General features: G+C 60.2%; 12 protein-coding genes and 1 pseudogene. 8 read left to right on the plus strand and 5 right to left on the minus strand.

Going from position 1 to position 20,128, the window contains the following annotated elements; all coding sequences use genetic code 11:
• The first annotated feature begins 162 nt into the window (after positions 1–162).
• From ACFT1A_RS12745 to ACFT1A_RS12760, 4 genes are all read left to right on the plus strand, one after another.
• Complete coding sequence (locus ACFT1A_RS12745) at positions 163–1,800, plus strand: AMP-binding protein (RefSeq protein ID WP_378447251.1); 1,638 nt, start codon at positions 163–165, stop codon at positions 1,798–1,800.
• 4 nt (positions 1,801–1,804) lie between these two features.
• Entirely contained in the window at positions 1,805–3,472 is a 1,668-nt protein-coding gene (locus ACFT1A_RS12750; protein ID WP_378447252.1) for a sigma-54-dependent Fis family transcriptional regulator, read from the plus strand.
• A 108-nt stretch (positions 3,473–3,580) separates the two neighbouring features.
• On the plus strand, positions 3,581–5,080 hold the full coding sequence (locus tag ACFT1A_RS12755; RefSeq protein WP_092764664.1) for an aldehyde dehydrogenase family protein: 1,500 nt from the start codon (positions 3,581–3,583) through the stop codon (positions 5,078–5,080).
• A gap of 47 nt (positions 5,081–5,127) precedes the next feature.
• Positions 5,128–6,240 carry an NDMA-dependent alcohol dehydrogenase gene (locus ACFT1A_RS12760; RefSeq protein WP_378447253.1) on the plus strand — a complete coding sequence of 371 codons (1,113 nt, stop codon included), beginning with the start codon at positions 5,128–5,130 and terminating at the stop codon, positions 6,238–6,240.
• 54 nt (positions 6,241–6,294) lie between these two features.
• Here ACFT1A_RS12760 and ACFT1A_RS12765 read toward each other — a convergent pair whose 3' ends face one another.
• The gene (locus ACFT1A_RS12765) at positions 6,295–7,743 is read right to left on the minus strand and encodes a hypothetical protein (RefSeq protein ID WP_378447254.1); all 1,449 of its coding nucleotides are present in this window, start codon (positions 7,741–7,743) and stop codon (positions 6,295–6,297) included.
• Positions 7,744–7,966: 223 nt separating this feature from the next.
• Between ACFT1A_RS12765 and ACFT1A_RS12770 the strand changes: the two genes are divergently transcribed.
• The 3 genes from ACFT1A_RS12770 (at position 7,967) to ACFT1A_RS12780 (ending at position 13,158) form a co-directional block, all read left to right on the plus strand.
• Positions 7,967–10,213 carry an MMPL family transporter gene (locus tag ACFT1A_RS12770; RefSeq protein WP_047268953.1) on the plus strand — a complete coding sequence of 749 codons (2,247 nt, stop codon included), beginning with the start codon at positions 7,967–7,969 and terminating at the stop codon, positions 10,211–10,213.
• Positions 10,214–10,399: 186 nt separating this feature from the next.
• Positions 10,400–11,797, plus strand: coding sequence for a hypothetical protein (locus tag ACFT1A_RS12775; protein ID WP_378447255.1), 1,398 nt, complete (start codon positions 10,400–10,402; stop codon positions 11,795–11,797).
• Complete coding sequence (locus ACFT1A_RS12780; protein WP_378447256.1) at positions 11,794–13,158, plus strand: PQQ-binding-like beta-propeller repeat protein; 1,365 nt, start codon at positions 11,794–11,796, stop codon at positions 13,156–13,158. Before ACFT1A_RS12775 ends, ACFT1A_RS12780 begins: the two co-directional genes overlap by 4 nt.
• 456 nt (positions 13,159–13,614) lie before the next feature.
• Here ACFT1A_RS12780 and ACFT1A_RS12785 read toward each other — a convergent pair whose 3' ends face one another.
• The 4 genes and pseudogenes from ACFT1A_RS12785 to dctA all read right to left on the minus strand — a co-directional run bounded on the left by ACFT1A_RS12785 (position 13,615) and on the right by dctA (position 19,543).
• Positions 13,615–14,508: a glycosyltransferase gene (locus tag ACFT1A_RS12785; RefSeq protein WP_378447257.1), complete on the minus strand. Its 894-nt coding sequence runs from the start codon at positions 14,506–14,508 to the stop codon at positions 13,615–13,617.
• A 404-nt stretch (positions 14,509–14,912) separates the two neighbouring features.
• Positions 14,913–15,149: pseudogene (locus tag ACFT1A_RS12790) on the minus strand (C4-dicarboxylate transporter DctA); the annotation flags it as partial.
• Between the two features lie 1,593 nt (positions 15,150–16,742).
• Positions 16,743–17,576 carry a glycosyltransferase gene (locus ACFT1A_RS12795; protein ID WP_378447258.1) on the minus strand — a complete coding sequence of 278 codons (834 nt, stop codon included), beginning with the start codon at positions 17,574–17,576 and terminating at the stop codon, positions 16,743–16,745.
• Between the two features lie 569 nt (positions 17,577–18,145).
• Entirely contained in the window at positions 18,146–19,543 is a 1,398-nt protein-coding gene (gene dctA / locus ACFT1A_RS12800) for a C4-dicarboxylate transporter DctA (RefSeq protein WP_378447259.1), read from the minus strand.
• 187 nt (positions 19,544–19,730) lie between these two features.
• On the opposite strand from dctA, the gene ACFT1A_RS12805 reads away from it, so the two are divergent.
• The gene (locus tag ACFT1A_RS12805; RefSeq protein ID WP_021334317.1) at positions 19,731–19,991 is read left to right on the plus strand and encodes a GlsB/YeaQ/YmgE family stress response membrane protein; all 261 of its coding nucleotides are present in this window, start codon (positions 19,731–19,733) and stop codon (positions 19,989–19,991) included.
• Positions 19,992–20,128: the final 137 nt, after the last annotated feature.

Here is a 20,128-nt window from a genome sequence, read left to right on the forward strand (position 1 = left end):
AGCAGGCGGATGGGGTGTCCGGACTTCAGACAGTTACGGCCACCCCACACCGGGAAGTATGTCGTGCATCACACCGAATCGAGTAAATTCGTAGATGAGAGGGTCCGCTGCGGCGGCCCCTCTCATAGGTGCCTGAACAGGTAACCGGAGAGGACAGAACACATGAGTACCCCGCTGCCCAGCTATACGTCCGGAGTATGGGACGGTCCGATGCTGGGCGACACCATCGGAGACAACCTGGATCGCACGGTTGCCGCGCACGGTGACCGTGATGCGTTGATCGACCATGCCAGCGGTCGACGATGGACGTACCGGGAGTTCGCCGAGCAGGTGAACGGGCTCGCTGCCGGACTTCTTTCCCGTGGTGTGGGGAAGGGCGATCGGGTGGGGATGTGGGCTCCGAACTGTCCGGAATGGACGTTCACGCAATATGCGACGGCAAAGATCGGGGCGATCCTGGTCAACATCAACCCGGCGTACCGCTCGCACGAGTTGCAGTACGTGCTCGAGCAGGCCGGGATCTCGACGCTGGTGTCTGCGGCGAGCTTCAAGACTTCGGATTACGCGTCGATGATCGAGACGGTGCGGCCGCAGTGCCCCGATCTGACGTCGGTGATCTTGCTCGGTTCACCCGAGTGGGACTCAGTGCTTGCAGACGGGTTGGCGGCGCAGGCAAACGATCCGGCTCCGCTCGCCGCTGCCCAAGCCTCATTGTCAGCCGACGACGCGATCAACATCCAATACACCTCGGGCACTACCGGTTTCCCGAAGGGCGCGACGCTCAGTCACCACAACATCCTCAACAACGGCTACTTCGTCGGCGAGTTGTGCCACTACAGCGAGGTGGATCGGGTGTGCATCCCGGTGCCGTTCTACCACTGTTTCGGCATGGTGATGGGAAACCTTGCGTGCACCACTCACGGTGCCGCCATGGTCATTCCGGGTCCGGCGTTCGATCCGCGTGCTTCGCTCGAAGCTGTTCAGGCCGAAAAGTGCACATCCCTCTACGGCGTTCCGACGATGTTCATCGCAGAGTTGGCCTTGCCGGACTTCGAGAGCTTCGATCTGTCGAGCCTTCGCACCGGCATCATGGCCGGTTCGCCCTGCCCGGTCGAGGTGATGAAGCAGGTCATCGATCGCATGGGGATGGCAGAGGTGTCCATCTGCTACGGAATGACGGAGACGTCACCTGTGTCGCTGCAGACTCGCTCGGACGATTCGATCGAGCAGCGCACCGAAACGGTCGGACGGGTGGGGCCGCACCTCGAGATCAAGATCGTCGATCCGGCAACCGGATTGACGGTACCGCGCGGCGCACCTGGTGAGCTGTGCACACGTGGGTACTCGGTCATGCTCGGCTACTGGGAAAACCCGGAGAAGACCGCCGAGGCGATCGACGCTGCCAGGTGGATGCACACCGGAGACATCGGAGTGATGGACGAGGCCGGGTACGTCGCTATCACCGGACGCATCAAGGACATGGTCATCCGCGGTGGTGAGAACGTCTATCCGCGTGAGATCGAGGAATTCCTCTACACCCACCCCGACATTCTCGATGCTCAGGTCATCGGTGTACCCGATGCAAAGTACGGCGAGGAATTGATGGTGTGGGTCCAGATGCGCGAAGGCGCAGACGATCTGGACGCCGATTCGGTCCGTGCATTCTGCACCGGCAAGCTCGCGCACTACAAGATTCCGCGGTACGTCCACGTCGTGGACGAGTTCCCCATGACAGTCACGGGCAAGGTCCGCAAGATCGCGATGCGAGAACAGGCGATCGAATTGATCGGTCAGGCCTGAGAGTATGTCCGCGAACCCAGGGGAGCGTGAGCCGGTACGCCCCGAGATCGCGCTCTCCTGGAAGCGTTCTCGACTCAGTGGCCTCGACCCGTCGTCGGCCATCGCCGTGGACACCGAGGAACAGGACGGCGAATCTCGTCTGCTTCGGGCCGCCGCACCTGTGCTCGACGAGGTTTCGCAACAGATCGCGGGCACCGGGTTCTGCGTCCTGCTGGCCGATCGGGACTGCCGAGTGGTCGCCTCGGTGTACTCCGACAGTCGAGTCGAGCGGACGATCGAGCGGTTGGGCGTAGTCAACGGTTCACGCTTCGGCGAAGAGCACGCTGGTACCAACGCGCTCGGTACGCCGCTCGAGGTCGGACGCAGTGTGGTGATCCACGGTGACGAGCATTTCCTCGACAGCCTCAAGGGATTGAGCTGCTACGGGCAGCCGATCCTGCATCCCGTCACCCGCCGCGTCGAGGGAATTCTCGACATGACCGGCGTTGTCTCGCAGGCCAACCCACTGTTCGCGCCATTCCTTGCGCGTGCGGCAGCGGACATCGAGAAGCGACTGCTCGAGGGCTCGAAAGCGTCGGAGCAGCGACTGGTCGACGCATTCCAACGAGTTTCGCATCAGCGTCACATTGCCGTTGCGGCTATCGGCGACGACATCCTGCTGAGCAATCGAACCGCCCTCGACCTGCTGGACACTGCTGATCACGTGTCGCTCCGTTCCTTGATCGCCGACCTCAACCCGGATCAATCACGATTGGTGACAGTCGAATTGGCGTCCGGTGCGCTGGCGCGAGTTCAGGCCGACCGGATTTCCGGGGCGGATGGCGGGGCGCTCTTCCTGGTCGAACCACTCCAGCGTGAGCGGGCGCCGATCCGTAGAACTCATGAGCGGGCTCCGTCTCCGGGTGAACGACTGCGCCGAGACTTGATGCGGGCGCGGGCTGGTTCTGCCGCCGTGGCGATCTCGGGTGAGGCGGGTTCGGGCCGAACCTCGGCAGCATCCGACGTGGTCGGCAGCATCGACGCGAGTTGGCTCGATGCCACGCGGATTGCATTCGACGGACGTGAGCAATGGGTTACCGATCTTGTGCGAGCCGCACGTAAGCGTTCGGGCGTCGTCGTGATCGAACAGGTACAGCTTCTTCCCGATTCGGTGTTGCCGCTGGTTGCCGACCTGATCGACGCCAGCGCCGAGGGGCCGCGGATCGTGCTGACCAGCGGCGCGGTAGCGGATTTACCGCCGACCATCGCATCGCTCGTCTCGCGTTGTGCTTCCAGGGTTGTCATAGCCCCACTGCGTGAGCGACAAGCAGAGATCGCCGAGTTGGCGCAGGCGATGTTGGAAGGGATCTCGCCCGAACTGAGGTTGACCGCCAGCGCTACCGAAGCGCTCACGGCGGCCAGTTGGCCGGGCAATCTGGCCGAGTTACGTGTCGTGCTGCATCGTGCCTCAGGCGATCGCTCCAGCAACCGCATCGACGTCGCCGATCTGCCCGAGGACTACCGCACCACCACCAAGGTGTCGCGGTTGGCGGGGCGGGAGAAGGCCGAGCGTCAGGCGATCATCGGAGCGTTGAAAGACTGCGGCGGCAACAAGGTTCACGCGTCGGCGCAGCTCGGCATCAGCCGAAGCACTCTCTACACACGTATGCGGGCGCTGGACATCACTGTGTAGTTCGCTGTCCGATTCCAGTTGTACAAAGTTCGGACAGTTAGCAGCCTCGGAAGCGCGGAAGTATGGCGTGCATCACATTCGCACCTCACTACTTCAGGGGAGTTTCCGATGACGGCAGTAGCCGAACACACCATCAGTTCCGCGGTACAGGGTTTCCTGAACGGACCGAAGAAGCTCTACATCGGCGGCGAATTCGTCGACGCCGCTTCGGGTCAGACGTTCGCGACATACAACCCGGCTGACGGACAGAAGCTCGCAGACGTGGCACACGGACAGGTCGAAGACATCGACCGCGCAGTGCGCGCCGCTCGCACGGCCTTCGAAGACGGCCCCTGGTCGCGCATGAAGGCAAACGAGCGCGAGCGGATGATCTGGCGCGTCGGCGACATTCTCAGTGCCCGCGCCGAAGAGTTCGGTCAGCTCGAAGCTCTCGACAACGGCAAGTCCGTTGCCATCGCCACCGCCGTCGACGTGGCTTGGGCCGCAGACGTATTCCGCTATTACGCAGGCTGGGCCACCAAGATCGAAGGCAGCACTGTCAACGTGTCGATGCCATTCTCTCCGGGCGGCGAGTTTCATGCATACACACTGCGTGAGGCGATCGGCGTCTGTGGACTGATCGTCCCGTGGAACTTCCCGCTGCTCATGTCGTCGTGGAAGCTCGCACCCGCGCTCGCTGCCGGCAATACCGTGATCCTCAAGCCCGCCGAGCAGACCCCGCTCACCGCACTTCTTCTCGCGGAGGTATTCGAAGAAGCCGGCTTCCCTCCTGGCGTCGTGAACATCGTTCCCGGATTCGGCGATGCCGGTGCTGCCCTGTCCGGGCACGACGACGTGGACAAGGTCGCGTTCACCGGTTCTACCGAGGTGGGCAAGAAGATCGTCGACGCTGCAAAGGGCAATCTGAAGAAGGTCACGCTCGAGCTCGGTGGCAAGAGCCCCAACATCGTGTTCGCCGACGCGGATTTCGATTCCGCGGTGGAGGGTTCGCTCAACGCGTGGCTGTTCAACCACGGACAGTGCTGCGTTGCGGGCACTCGCCTGTACGTCGAGGACACCATCTTCGAGAAGTTCACCGAGGCAGTGGCGCACGCTGCGAGCCAGGTCAAGATCGGGCCCGGCCTCGACCCCACCACCCAGCTCGGACCGCTGGTCTCGCAGGAGCAGTTCGACAAGGTCACCGGCTACCTCCGTGAGGGAATCGCCGACGGCGCACGCGCACTGACGGGCGGTAACCGCTGGGGCGATCAAGGCTACTTCGTCGAGCCCACAGTCTTCGTCGACGTCAAGCCTGAATTCTCCATCGTCCAGGAGGAGATTTTCGGACCGGTCGTGGCGGCGTTGCCGTTCAACGCGGACGACGGACCGATCACTGCCGCAAACGATTCCATCTACGGCCTCGCTGCGGGCATCTGGACCCGGGACATCTCCAAGGCCCACCGCACGGCAAAGCGTCTGAAGGCCGGCTCGGTGTGGATCAACCAGTACAACGGCTTCGACACCGCGATGCCCTTCGGCGGATACAAGCAGTCCGGCTGGGGCCGCGAGCTCGGCGCTTCGGCCATCGATCTCTACACCCAGACCAAGGCCGTCAACATCGCCCTCTGACCGACCCCATCGTTCATTCTCTCGTCCGACAATCAAGGAGATCACCAGTGAAGACCAAAGCTGCTGTACTGCTCGAGCCCGGAAAGCCTTTCGAGATCATGGAACTCGACCTCGACGGCCCGGGTGTGGGTGAGGTACTGATCAAGTACACCGCTGCCGGCCTGTGCCATTCGGATCTGCACCTGACCGACGGTGATCTCCCGCCGCGTTATCCAATCGTCGGCGGACACGAAGGCTCGGGCATCATCGAAGAGGTCGGTCCTGGCGTCACGAAGGTCAAGCCGGGCGACCATGTCGTGTGTAGCTTCATTCCCAACTGCGGCACCTGTCGCTACTGCTCGACCGGTCGCCAGAACCTGTGTGACATGGGCGCCACCATCCTCGAAGGTTCCATGCCCGACGGGTCCTTCCGTTTCCATGGCAACGGTCTGGACTTCGGCGGAATGTGCATGCTCGGAACGTTTTCCGAGCGGGCCACCATCTCGCAGCACTCGGTTGTCAAGATCGACGACTGGCTTCCGTTGGAGACCGCAGTGGTCGTCGGTTGCGGTGTGCCGTCGGGCTGGGGAACCGCCGTCAACGCCGGTAACCTTCGCGCCGGTGACACCGCGGTGATCTACGGCATCGGTGGTCTCGGCATCAACGCGGTCCAGGGCGCTGTTTCGGCTGGTTGCAAGTACGTCGTGGTGGTCGATCCGGTTGCTCTCAAGCGTGATACCGCACTGAAATTCGGTGCCACGCATGCCTTTGCAGATGCCGAGAGTGCGGCTGCCAAGGTAAACGAGCTGACCTGGGGACAGGGCGCCGACGCTGCGCTCATCCTTGTCGGCACCGTCGACGAGGACGTCGTCAGTGCAGCGACGGCAGTGATCGGTAAGGGTGGCACCGTGGTGATCACGGGTCTCGCCGATCCGGCCAAGCTGACCGTTCACGTGTCGGGTACCGACCTGACCCTGAATCAGAAGACGATCAAGGGCACGCTGTTCGGTTCGATGAACCCGCAGTACGACATCGTCCGACTGCTGCGTCTCTACGATGCCGGTCAGCTCAAGCTCGACGAACTGATCACCAACACCTACAGCCTCGAAGACGTCAACCAGGGCTACCAGGATCTGCGTGACGGCAAGAACATCCGTGGCGTGATCATTCACGACAAGTAGGACAACTGCTGTGCGCCTTTATTAACCGCGGGCGGTTAATAAAGGCGCACAGCACTATTTCTTGGCTTTCGACAAAATCTGCATCAACTGAAGTAGTGCCGAGAACTTCGCGAACACCGAGCGCGAGACCACCGGACCGAAAGATGCGGTGTCGGTCGCATCGAATGCGTCGAGTAGATCCCGGAAGCTTTCGATCTGCTTGATCATCGCGTCCAGGTCGACGTGCGTGACGGCGTCGGCTTCGCGCAGAGCGAGCAGGTACTGCGGCGCCGTCACCAAGGCGACTGCCGGGATCTTCCGCTCGAACAGTGGTTCGCCCTCACCGAAATGAATGACCGGTCCTGGCGCCACGATTCGGCGATCGCCCGCTCCGATGTCGCGCCACAGCGGTGCAACGATGTCGTGTACTTCCCGACTCGTCGCGTAGAGCAGTTCCGGTTCCGGAGTGGTCTCCAAGGCATAGCTGCCGGTCGAGTTGTCCTCGGTATCACCCAGTGCGCCGAGGTGCTCGATGGCGATCCCCGCTACGGCGCGCGCCTGACCGGCTTCGCCCTTCCACATCTCGGGGTGCGCTTCGAGCCAGGTGGACGTTGCCTGTCCGTGCTTGGACACCGCTGGAATACGAAGGTGGCCAGTCGTCAGGACAAAAACGTACGACCGTCGGTGCGGCTGCGCCACGGCGTGCCGCGCCAACGCCAACATTCCCAGATGGCCGTTCTCCTCGACGCCGTTGGTTCCGTCGCTGTGAGTGATGAGCAGAATCGTCTCTTCGGGTGAGGTTCCGGGGGACACCGCCCACACCGTGTCAGTCCGGGTGTCCGGATGCAGCGTCGCATCCAGTACCAGAGTCGCCAGCTGACCGGAACGAGCTGCAGCGACAACCTTCGCGCCCTCGTCGCCGGCCACCCAGACGGCGGGGATGTCGTGATATGGCTGCGTGAACGGAAGATATTGTCCCAGTGCGTTGTCCGGAGCGATGTCACGCCACACCGCGATCACGCCGAGAACACCGGCCTTGCGGGCCTTGTCGAGCTTCGGGCCCAGAAGTGTTGCTGAAAGAACCGGATTTCGAAGTGTCTCGTCGGTGGCGATCGGGCCCCACTCGCTGACCAGTAGCTTGCGGGGGAGATCGATGTGCGGGACCTCGATCACTGCGATCGCGCCCTTGGCCGCCGACCACTTGGGGCGTCGCGCGCTGACGTAGACCAGGGGAGCGGAGATTCCCTGTGGCCCGGTCAGTCCGGAGTAGGGGAATGCGGAAGAAACTCTGATCGGTCCTGTCGGCAATTCGATGCGAAGTCCGTCAGGTGTCGCCGGCAGATCCCAGCGTTCGAAAGTGTGTGAATCACGCCGGACATCGAGGCCCAGTTCGGTCAGTTCGTTCGCGACTTCTTCCACCACCTCGTGGTGTGCAGGAGATCCCGTCAATCGTGGGCCCAGCGCGTCGAGTCGCTGTTGGCCGGCAAGGAGGAGATCGCGATCGACGGCCTGGCCGTGATTCATTGGATTGCCTTTCGTACTACGTGGCGTCTGCTCTGGTGAGGCGCCTGCCCGTGTCGTGTCCACGGTACCGAGCGGTCTGAAAATGAGACGAAGGCGTGTCGGATATGCCGTTTTCGCAGATATACCGGGTGCCAACAGGCCGATCGGTCCGTACCGTATGTCCCTGGCACCGAAAGACTCCGTGTTCTTCGGACAGACCAGTCCACGGCGAGAGAGGCCTACGTTGGCTACGTATCTTTACAGGTTGGGGAAGTTTGCTTTCCGCCACAAGTATCTTGTGGTGGCCGCGTGGATTATCGTGATCGCGGTGGTGGGGGGCGCAATCAGCGCCACAAATCCGACGTTCTCCAAAGAATTCAATCTTCCGGGCACTGATTCCCAACGTGCGACCGAGTTGATGAACGAGAACTTTGCAGCGGCAGCAGAGCAACAAACTCAGGCGTCGACCAGCATTCTCATCGCGGCAGACGACGGACTTGCCGCACACAGCGATCAGATCGACCAGTTGATCGCGCAGGCGAAGACGTTGCCGGACATCGTCGATCCCGAGAAAATCGTCAATCCGGTGACCCTCGCGGAGGCAAATCCGGCGGTAGCGTCGGCCGTTCTCGGCGACAACGGCAAGGTCGGGCTGATCCAGCTCAATCAGTCGATTCGCATCGAGGATCAGACACAGGCCAACAAGACGGCGTTCCTCGACTTGATGGCAAAATTCCGCACCGGTGGCCTGCAAGTCGAAGGCACCGGTTCGATGATGCAGGTACAGGCCGCAGGTGGTCTGTCGGAGATGCTCGGCTTCGCGGTGGCGTTCATCGTGATGATCGTGGCGTTCGGCGCGCTCATTGCGGCCTTCATTCCGTTGTTCACCGCAATTCTGGGAATTGCGCTGGCCACTCTGACGGTCACACTCGGTTCGGGCTTCTTCGACATCAACGAAGGCGTCACGGGAATCGTCACGATGATCGGCATCGCAGTCTCGATCGACTACGCGTTGTTCATCGTTTCGCGTTACCGCAGTGAGCTCAATTTGGGCGGAACGAGGGAAGCCGCTGCCGGGCGCGCAGTGGGTACTGCCGGTTCGTCCGTCGTCTTCGCCGGCCTGACGGTTGTGGTCGCGCTGGCAGCCCTGGCGGTAGTCGGGGTTCCGATGATCACCCAGATGGGAATCTCTGCAGCGGTTGCCGTCATCATCGCCGTCCTCGGCGCAATCACGTTGATCCCGGCTGTCCTGGGTATCTTCGGCCGATTCGCGTTCTCGCCTCGTATCCCCGGGCTTCGCCACGGTGACGAGCCCGAGACGATGGAATCCAACGGTCATCGCTGGGCCAAGATAGTCACCAAATACCCGTGGCCGATCGCTGGTGCTGCTCTGGTTCTCCTGGTGATCGCGGCTATTCCGATGACCAAGCTCGAACTCGGACTCTCCTTCACTCAGGACGAAGAGCGACCGGCGCTGGCCCTACTGCAACGAGGGTTCGGTGAAGGCGTCAACGGTGAGTTGTTCGTCGTGCTCGATGCACCCGACGGTACCGACATCACCGCGATTGCCGAAGGCACTGTCGCGCACATCAAGGGCCTCGACAATGTCGCAACGCCGGATCAGCTGATGTGGGTCGGAAACGGACCGGACGCGGCAAACCCGATGGCGGGCGCCAACTCTGCCCTGATCGCCGTCACCCCGCAGATGTCACCGAGTGGACCCGAAACCCACGAACTGATGAATCAGATCCGCGACTACGGATCGACGGTGAAGTCGGAGGGAGCTGAACTCGGTGTAGCGGGTCAAACCGCGATCGTTGCCGACATGTCGTCGAAGCTCAGTTCCGCGCTCATCCCTTATCTGATCGTGGTGGTCGGGCTGGCGTTCATCATCATGATGGTCGTCTTCCGCTCGATCCTGGTGCCGCTGACCGCAACTCTCGGATTCCTGTTCTCCGTCTGTGCGACCTTCGGCGCCACCGTGGCCATTTTCCAAGAAGGCGACTTCGGGCTGATCGAGCACACTCAACCGATCATCTCGTTCCTACCGATCTTCATGATCGGCGTGGTGTTCGGGTTGGCGATGGACTATCAAGTGTTCCTCGTGACGAGAATGCGCGAGGAATACGTGCACGGGTTGTCGGCCAAGGACGCCATCATCTCCGGCTACACCCATGGTGCTCGCGTGGTCGCGTCGGCGGCCATCATCATGATCTCCGTGTTCGGCGCATTTATGCTGTCCTCGGAGACGACAAGCAAGATGATGGGCTTCGGTCTGGCGGCGGCAGTCTTCTTCGACGCCTTCATCATTCGCATGATCGTGATCCCTGCGGTCATGTCGATTCTCGGTGATTCGGCGTGGAAGTTGCCCGCGTGGCTCGACAAGATCCTGCCGAACGTCGACATCGAAGGTGAAGCGATTCGGCGGATCCCGATCGAGCAGGATCCGGACTCCGATCCAGACCCGAATCAGGTGCCTGTCCGGGTGTAAGCACTCAGATCGTGAAACGAACGGGGCGCCGGTTGCAGAGCAACTGGCACCCCGTTCTTTTGTGTCTGTATGGCGCTGACACCATAGGAAACCATCCGGTTGGTAACAGAAATTGCTGTGATCGCGACAGGACTTCCAGAGGCGACGCGCACCGGGGGCGAGCCGTGACGATGACTGCGAGGACTCGTGCCGAACGAGCAAACCGATTCGAAGCGTGCGGAGAAGTGGACCTTCGCGTTGACGGTCGTCTCCCTGATCGCCGGCGGCACAGTGGTTGCCGGGTTCGTGGATCGGTGGAGTGGCTCGGAGTCCGACAACATCTCGGTAGCTGCATCGACGTCTGTCAGCATGACGTCTACGCCGGACGGCGGGTTCGCCGAAGACGCACCTGAATTTTCGTATGTCACGCCGACAGCGGTGTACCCGACCACCATTCCGGGATGTGAGAGCGTCGAAGCGCCGGACGACGAACACGGAATCTCGATCTTCACGTCGACAGGCGGCGACGACGCGTACGACGACCCACGTTTTCCGTGGTTCTCCGGCGCTAAGGCTGCATCGATGTCGGCGGCGGTCGCCGACGCGATTCCGGACGGCGTCGAGATCAAGTTTGCAAGCCCGAGTCGATCACTACAGTTCGGTCCGATCTCGGCACCGTCGAGTTCGGACGATCTGCCCGAGGGATGGGCGATCGAGGATCTAGCTTCCACTGATGCGTCGGCGACGCTACTTCGCGGCGAAGTCAGTGGTGGGTTGACGGTTTCGGTCAACAGCAGTACGGCTCCGATTCCTCCCTGCGTTGCAGGCTCTCTCGTCGAACGCCGCTTCCTTCCGGATCGTTCAGTGATAGACGTGCAAGACACATGGAGTGAAACCAACGGACAACGCACTCTTTCTCGTTCGGCGTTCCTTTACGGGATCGATGGCACACGAGTTCACGCCTATACCGACGACACTGCCGACCGGGTCGGCGCCGAGGTTCAGGCAAGTGGCGCGCTTCCACTGACCATCGACGAGCTGGTTTCTCTGGTCAGCCTGCCGCAACTACGAATCACGGCGACTGCTCCGCCGGGCACTGCACCGCTTCAGACTGATTGTGGTGGTTGGACGGACGAGTCATCTGGGCGGGAACTGGATCGAGGAATCGTAGACGCGCTCGGTGACGCGCTCCGATCGGGTTGGCGCGCAGCACCTCCAGGAGCGCCTGACCTCGGCAGCCAGCTGGGTGATCTGGTGCTGGCCGAATACGACAACACCACCACGTGCCAGGATCTTGTTGCACGATCGGGCAGCAACGAGTCGCGTCTGAGTATCTCGATCACCAGCGGACAACCGCTTCCCGCACCTCCGAACAAGTACGACCCTTCGTACGACGGACACCCGCTCTCGATGGAGACCACTGAAGATGGATCCGTAATCGAACGTGATGAGAGTCGGGGGGAGAAGGTCCACAGATCGGTAGTCGTTACCCATCCCGGTGGGACGCGAGTAACGGTGAGCTCGTCGGCGGAGGCACCGAACGTGCCGATGACGTTCGAGCAGTTGGAGTTTCTCGCGACGACCGACGGGCTGGAGATTCGATGACCAACAGGTACTCCCCGAAAGCCCGCCTTCGGATCGCGGCCGCCGCTGCCGTAGTTACCGTCACTGCCGCCGTCGCTACAGTGGTCACGTCGACGAATTCCGAACCGACAGCGGCCTCGTCGCCGTTGTGGAGCGTCGAGGCCTCCGAGATTCTCGGGCGCGAATTCGCGATCTTTCGGAGCCCACTCGTTGGAACCGAATTCAACATGGAGATGGGCGGATTCATCGACGCCGGATCACTTGTGGTCACGATGATCGGTATGCCGGACCGTCAGGCGTATTCGTTGGACGACGCGGAATTGGTCGGACTGGACGCCGAGGACGGCACAGTCCGCTGGCGCACGTCGGCGGTCGATATAGGTGGTTGCTCCGAGACTCTGCTCGGCAACTCGGTGCTCTGTTTCTCCGGGCCGTACGCATCCGGTGGTTCGTACTCACTTTTCGATATCGAGACAGGAGAGCGTCGAGACATCAAGACGCCGTGGTCGCCGATCATCGCGGTTGTCTCGGGCGACACCGTCCTCGCGCTCGAAGGTGATATCGAGAGCAACGACGTTCGCGTGCACAGCGGAACCGTCGACGATCCGGAAGCGAACTGGTCCAAAGCGTTCGACGTCGGTGGATCGTGGGAAGCCGGATACGTCGATCCGGTGATGTCGGTTCACGGCGACCTGGGTGTGATCGCTCTCGACGAGTCCTTGGGATTCGACCTGAAGACCGGCGAACAGCGGTGGGTGCACGGTTACTCCACCTGCTCGACCGCGCACACATCGTCTGACGGCGTGACCTTGGTGTCGGACGGCGGTTGCGAAGGCAACGGCCGTCCGACAAGTGAATACGCACTCGATCAGTACGGGCGCGAGTTCGCCAAGTCGAACGAACTCCCCTCGGAGTCATCGTATTTCGGCGGTCGATACAGCCGAGATGATCCCGCCGGAGGATCGACTCCGATCATTCTGGGAGACAGCGGTTTCGACCGGAAGTCCGGCGAGAAGCTGTGGACCAACAGCGAGGTGTTCGGCACCGCGCAGTCGTTGGCGGTGATCGGCAACGTGGTCGCCGTGACCCGCTCCGGTTCCGAGCCCGAGGTCCAGTTCGTGGACCTGCTCACCGGTGAGGTCCTGTGGCGATCGAATGCCGAGCGCGCCGGAGAGATTATCTGGCACGGGGATATCGTCATCGACGAGGGCAATGTTTACGGAACGGATGTCATGACGGGTCAACGGAGTTGGGAGGTCCACGTCGACCAGGACGGGGACGACGAGTTCACCCCCTGGGCGATGCCGCGCGAGCTATGGGCGGGGGGCAAGGTGCTGTTGCGCTCCAGTGAAGATCGGATCACGGCGTTGAAACTGTCGTGAGATCCGGTGGGTGCATGTCCGTCAACAGATTCTGGATAAGCTCCCGGTACTCGACGGTCAGCTCACGTCCGACTCGACGCCATATGAGCAAACCTGAATAGATTGGCGCATGTACCTCTGATGTGCCGCATTCCGGCAAGAGCGCGAAATGCTGGCGTGAACCACGGCCGCAGCGCGATCTACTTCATCTCAATTGCACGCACCTCCGGCAGATGTAGGCGATACAAAACCGCCAACTGCGGTCGGAACAGTGCTCAGGTATCTGCTGACAATGCCGTACTACAGGTGGTGGACGCGGAGCCGGTCGAACGTGGCCATTGTGGCTGAACGGTCGTCGAGGGCAATGGGTTCGATGTACCTCGTAGAGGACGCGCGGACTATCGTGCGGATCAGTTAAGAGGGCTTCTCCCTGCACTACCACTTCGAAGCCTGTTGTGAGTAGTGAAGTAATATTGGCTACTGGTGAACCGGCATGATTCGACCTTGCGACTTGCTGAACAAGCGTCTGAACTCGAAACGCTCTTGCTCGAAGTTGTACGCACGGTATATCGGCCATGCCAAGGCGTGAACCACCGTGTCCATCCAGATCAGGAGCCGAAAGCGCCAATTCATGATGTTGTGGAGGCGAAGAACCGATTCAGAAGCTCGGTTGTATTTCAAATACTCGAGGGGATGTGTTTCTCCCCGACGCCCCGATGTTTCAACGCGCATGGAGTCACATTGTCCGATTGTCCAACCGATCTTCTGAAGGCATATCGAGAGATCCATGTCTTCGTGAATATCAGTGCGCTCGCTCAGGTTCTTCCGTACCTCTAGCCACGCCGATCGCTTGACAGCCATGTTCGCTCCGGTGGCTGCCAGCACTCGGCGATCACGATTGAACTTTCCGCGTCGAATTTGTCGGTCAAGTACGAACCGATGGATGTGCGAGAAAGGGGATTCGAAGAGGTATGTAACGCCCGCAACCGCGCAGTGGGTGGAGTTGGGGCCGAGGAATTCGGAAATGGCGGGCGCCCATCCGCTCTGGACCCGGGTGTCGGCGTCGATTCGGCCGACAAGTTCACAAGTAGACGCGTCAAAACCCGCATTTCGGGCATGGACAACACCTTGGCGTGACTCGAAGATATATCGAACTTTTTCGTGTGACCCTGCGTATCGTTTTATTATAGAGGCAGTTTGGTCGGTCGAGTTGTTGTCGACTATCAAAATCTCGTCGATACTGTCACCTTGTGCGAGCAGACGCTCGATGCAGTCAGTGATGCCTGCCTCTTCGTTGAAGACGGGCACAACCACCGACAGTCGATTTCGGAATCGGTTCCCAGTCTCTTGCGTTGAGGGCGTCACAAGCATTCCTGAGGTGTGCGTGCTGGGCGAATCTCCACGAAATGACGGTATCAATCAATTTTTCACGTTCAAAATCGTAACGCTCGGAGAGTTGCAATCTCGCCAGCCGCTGCAAAACTGTAGATGTATGATTTGTCCTTTTTGTTGAGATTTGCGCTGTGCAATTGCAGGTAGCCAGAAATCTGTTCAACACATGTGTTTTTCGAACACCTGAAATCATGCCGTATCTCACGCATTCGATACTCTGGTGGATACCCTTATGAGACGGACTGCGCGACTGTATGGCCTCGATGCGGGTTGCCGCGAGATTCAGACCGAACCATGCCGAACGATCTTCCCCCCGCGGATCGACTGCATCGAGCTGTGAAACGTCTTCACTGTCGAGCACTCGGCGCTTTGGTCCATGTCGACTGTCTCTCCCAATTGGCGGCCACCAAGGTTGCGATAAGACGCCCGAGTTGTTCACCGACACCGGCATCGAGTCCATGATTCGATCTGCGCCCAGTGAAAGAGCGACTGAGGCGACCAGAATTGCCTCGTGAACGATTGCGGCCACGGTGGCGGGCAGTACGAGGAACGCAGATCCCGGTATTTCAGCCATCCTCTACCAGGACGGCAGCGATCTGTTCACCGAGTGTCAGGTCGATACAGACCCGAATCTACTTCGGAACTTCTATTCCGCTGCAGTGCCCACACTTCGGTTGTGGCACAAAAACTCAGTCCGTTGCCGAATCCAACACTGCCCACAGTTTCCGCAAGTTGACAATTCGACATCTTCACACTGACAGAGGCTGAGATATTGCTTGCACCTTCCCCTGGCGTTGATCTGTTGCTCTGACACAAGGAGCGCGACATCGACACCGCTGTAACGACTTTGCGGATGTTTCAAGTTGTCAGAGGTTCGCCCCAGTCCGTGGCCGAGACTGCAACCGGCGACTTCGATCTGTTGTGTGCCGACCAATCAGGTCCGAATCTGGAATTCGAAGGTAGAATACCGGTCTCTCAACGACTGGCAGTGGACTTCCAGACTGGACGAACGACGGGTGCTCCAAAGTTGCCGCTCACACGCAGGTGAACGAAGTCTAAGTGGCATGGTCGCTCGCGCAGCGCATAGTATTCGTCAATGCTGTTGTGCTGAGCGGCCTTCCGCTATTCATGTCAACCCGTCCACGTTACCGGTTGGCTCAGCGCCACAGGGGTATCACGATCGTGGATATTGGTCCGCTCGCCTATCGAGACCGATCGGCCGGCCGCAGATCTCTGGCGGATCGTCGAGCATCTCGAAGTGTCGTTGTTCTCCCGCGTTCCCACCATTTCTCGTCCCCGAGGATCCAACCGGAGCCGACATCTCTTCGCTGAAATGCGGGATTGTCGGCGCAGCACCCTTGCCGGAGCGAGTATGTCTGGATTTCAAGTCGAACACCGGCGTCCCGATGATCGAGGGGCGGACTGACCAAAGCCGCGTGCGCGAGTGTGCTGGAAATATTGGGTGGTGGGGTTCCCGGCACCACCGGTCTCCGCCTGCCGTACTTAGAACGTCAAGGCTGTTGACGTGGACGCGGGAGGTGTACCGATTCGTGACTGCCCGGCCGGCAGGAAGGCATTCTCGCGATCAAGGGGCCGTGCGTCTTTCCTGGATACTTATACGCCATTCGCAGAGCGTCGGGCTGGATTCCTCGGGATCGGATTCGACGGCTGGTTCGTGACTGGTGATCGAGGATCTGTCGACGGTCAAGGATTCGTGAGCCTCGTCGGGTGGGCGAAAGACTTCAATCATCCGGGACGGGCACAATATCGACCCGCGAACCGTCGAGGAGGTCCTCGTGCAGCTCCGGGACGGCGAGGCGGTGGCGGTGGGGCTACCCCGCACATTCCGGGAAGGTTCCGGTCGCCTACATCGTGCTGAGAGGTGACACCCCACGAGACACCGACTGCCTGCTCGCCTGGACTCGAGACCCGAGCCTGAACCGGCGGCAGCTCCGGTGTTCATTCATGAAATCGACGAGCTTCCACTCACTGCCGTCGGAAAGGTGTTCAATGTTCCGCTGATTCGTGATGCAACAAGGCGGGTGGTCGACGCAGATTTGGCCGAACTGGCCTTCGCGGCCGGACGGTCATCGATGCCGACCGCGTGTCGGTGCACCTCATTGAAGACACGGCAGACGATCGTGCGGATCAGCTGCGAGACTGTCTGCTGCGCTATCACTTCGAATCTGTGATGAGTGGCGAAAGTTGATGGGCTACTGGTGAACCGGCATGATTCGACCTCGCGGCTTGGCGAACAATCGTCTGAATTCCAAGCGCTCCTGCTCGAAGTTGTAGAGGCGGTAGACGGGCCACGCCAGTGCGTGAAGCATCGAGTCGCCCCAGATATTCAGTTTGAGGCGCCAATTCATGATGTTGTGAAGGTGCAGAACCGATTCGGATGCCTGGTTGTACTTCAAGTACTCCAGCGGAGGGGTTTCGCCGCGTCGGCCGGACGTTTCCGCTCGCATATCCGCGATCTGACCGATTGTCATCCCCTCCTCCCGAAGGCACAGTGAAAGGTCGATATCTTCGTGGATGTCCGACCGGTCACTGACTTGCTCGCGAACGGTCAGCCATGCGTTTTTCCTGATCGCCATGTTTGCTCCGGCGAAAGCAAGTACTTGACGTTCGCAATCGAACTTTCCCTGCTTGACCTGACGGTCCAGTGCGAAACGGTGGATTCGAGCAAACGGCGATTCGAAGAGATAGGTGAGTCCGGCGACCGCTGAATGCGCAGTGCTGCGCTGGAAGAAACCTTTGACCGCACGGGCCCATCCCGGTTGGACCCGCGTGTCTGCGTCGATCCGACCGATGATGTTGCCGGTCGAGGCGTCGAAGCCGGCGTTCCGCGCATGAACGACGCCTTGCCGCGCCTCGAAGACATATCTCACTCGGTCGTGCTTCTCGGCGAACTTGTGAATGATCGATGCGGTGCCGTCCGTCGAGTTGTTGTCGACGACCAGAATCTCATCGATTTCGGACTGGATCAGTAAGCGCTCGATGCAGTTCGAAAGGGAGTTTTCTTCGTTGAATACTGGAACAACCACGGAGAGTCGATTAGTGGACAAGTGTTCAATTTCTTGCATGGACTCGGTCACTTGGCTCCTTTGCTGGGCAATTAGTCCAGTCCTTCGCAAAGGTTACGATAGCAATGGGTGTCCGTTTCGGCAATTTGCAGTGGTGAGATTTCGGTCATTTTTGCAAATGCCCACTCCGTCGAGGCTTGGACATAAGTGCAGCTAGATGCGCATTTCTGTGTTCGGAAGAATGGTTTCCGCAATTTTTGATTCTTTGCTCACTTCAGTTTGTTTGTCGGCTGAACAGTGGACTTTAGTCCTTCTATCTTCGGCAAACATAATGCTGGCAGTTCGCTGATCTCCGTATCTGAACAATGGCAACCGCGTAGCAATATCGAGATAGTGGAGGATGCTTTCCCTGGTGCCGAGTTAGCCCAGCACACGTGGAATATCTGTGAATTCACCAGTCCTTAGTCAGCAAGCTCGCCACCCCCTGCAAATATTTGCGTTCGGGCGTGCTGGTCTCAGTATTCCGGTGAAGTACGTCCCCGCGAACCTTCAGCACCGATTCCGACGTGCAGCCGGTGGTCACCATCTCCTCACCGGGGCACGGCGCCCTCGGTTTCGGGTGCCGGAACAGTTCTCCCGGTGATCGGATCGACTTCCTCGAACGGTGGAACGTCTTCTCCGTCGAGCACTCGGCGCATGCGCTCCTTGTCGAGCTGACCCTCCCAATTGGCGACCACGAAGGTTGCGACACAGTTCCCGAGCAGGTTCACCGACACCCGCATCGAATCCATGATTCGATCGGCGCCCAGTAGGAGGGCGACTGCGGCGACCGGAATTGCGCCGTGACCGATTGCGGCCACAGTGGCGGACAGCGCCAGGAATGACGATCCCGGTACTCCGGCCATTCCCTTGGATGTGAGCATCAGTACCAGGACGGCAGTGATCTGTTCACCGAGCGTCAGGTCCACGCCGAGTGCCTGAGCCAGAAACAGCATGCAGATCGACAGGTACAGCGTTGCGCCGTCGAGATTGAACGAGTACCCGGTTGGTACCACCAATCCTGTTGTCGTTCGCGAGCATCCGGCGTTGGTGAGCTTGACCATGATTCGGGGCAGAACTACTTCGGTCGACGCCGTTCCCAATGCGAGGAAGAGTTCGTCCTTGATGTACTTGACGAACTTCCACAGGTTCACGCCCGCGAAATACCTGACTATCGCGGCCAGGATGAGGATGAACAGGACGGCCGCGAGATAGCATGCGGCGATAAGCTTTCCGTAACTTCCGAGCGAAGCGATCCCGTACTGGCCGACGATGAACGCCATCGCGCCCAAAGCGCCCAACGGCGCCAGTCTCATGATCCAGCCGATGATCGTGAAGAACAGATGGCTCAGACGATCGACGAGTTCGAACACGATCGGTGGGCCGCTCTCGCCTGCCTTGGCCAAGGCGAGTCCGAACAGTACTGCGAAGAAGAGGACTTGGAGGAGTGCGTTCTCGGCGAAGGCTGAAACTATCGACACCGGAATGATATTGAGCAGGAACTCGACCGTGTGGGGGAGTTCGCCACTTCCAGTCTTGGCGGCGACGGCGTCCGCACCGTTCGCCAGTGTCTCCGGATCGATGTTGAATCCCGCACCTGGTTTCATCAGGTTGCCGATGAGCAGCCCGAACAGCAGCGCGAAGGTGGTCACGACCTCGAAGTAGATGAGCGCCTTGACTCCGATGCGCCCCACCGCTTTCAGATCACCGACGTGGGCGATCCCGATCACGACGGTGCAGAAGATGATCGGAGCGATCAGCATTTTGATCAGCTTGATGAACCCGTCGGCAAGGGGCTTGAGATTCGCGCCGAATTCCGGCCACAACCAGCCGATGAGGACACCGATGACGATAGCGGCGATCAGTTGCACGAACAGGGATCGGTACCAGGGTGATTTGTTGGCGAGCCGCGCGAGCTCGCTGTTCGGCAGTTTTACGGAAGTGGCCATGGACGAGAACGCTAAGTCTGCTTGATTGCGAAAGAATAACTCGCGAATGTCCTGCGTGTAACACGTCCAGGTTGCATCTCGGACAACAATTCAGTCAACAAGCGACAGTTGTGTGTGACTGTGGTTATTGTTTCCTGAGCGGTGATCTTCCGTCCGCGTGCATGCACGACGTGTGAGAGGGGCTGTCATGGGGCAAATTATCGGAACCATCATTTTCGGCGCAGTCATCGGAATCCTGGCTCGTCTCGTACTGCCAGGTAAGCAGCAGTACGGCATGATCATCACCGTCGTCCTCGGTGTCGCCGGAGCGCTTATCGGGTACTGGGTCTGGGGAGCGATCTCGGACAAGGGCGATACGGGTGGAATCGACTGGATCCGGTGGATCATCAGCATCGCCGCAGCGGCCGTGCTCTCGATCGGCTACAGCGCGGTCACGGGTAAGAAATAGCAAGCCTACGAAATTCGAAAAGTGGGGGCCGCCCCCACGCCGGGGGGGGCCCGAGAGGTTTTGGGGAGGTGTGGGGCCCCCCCGGGGTCGGACGGCGGGAGCCGGGCCCCCGGGGGCCCCGCGGGCGCGGGGGTGCA

This window comes from Rhodococcus sp. NPDC057135 (assembly GCF_042670865.1).
Lineage (GTDB): Bacteria > Actinomycetota > Actinomycetes > Mycobacteriales > Mycobacteriaceae > Rhodococcus_F.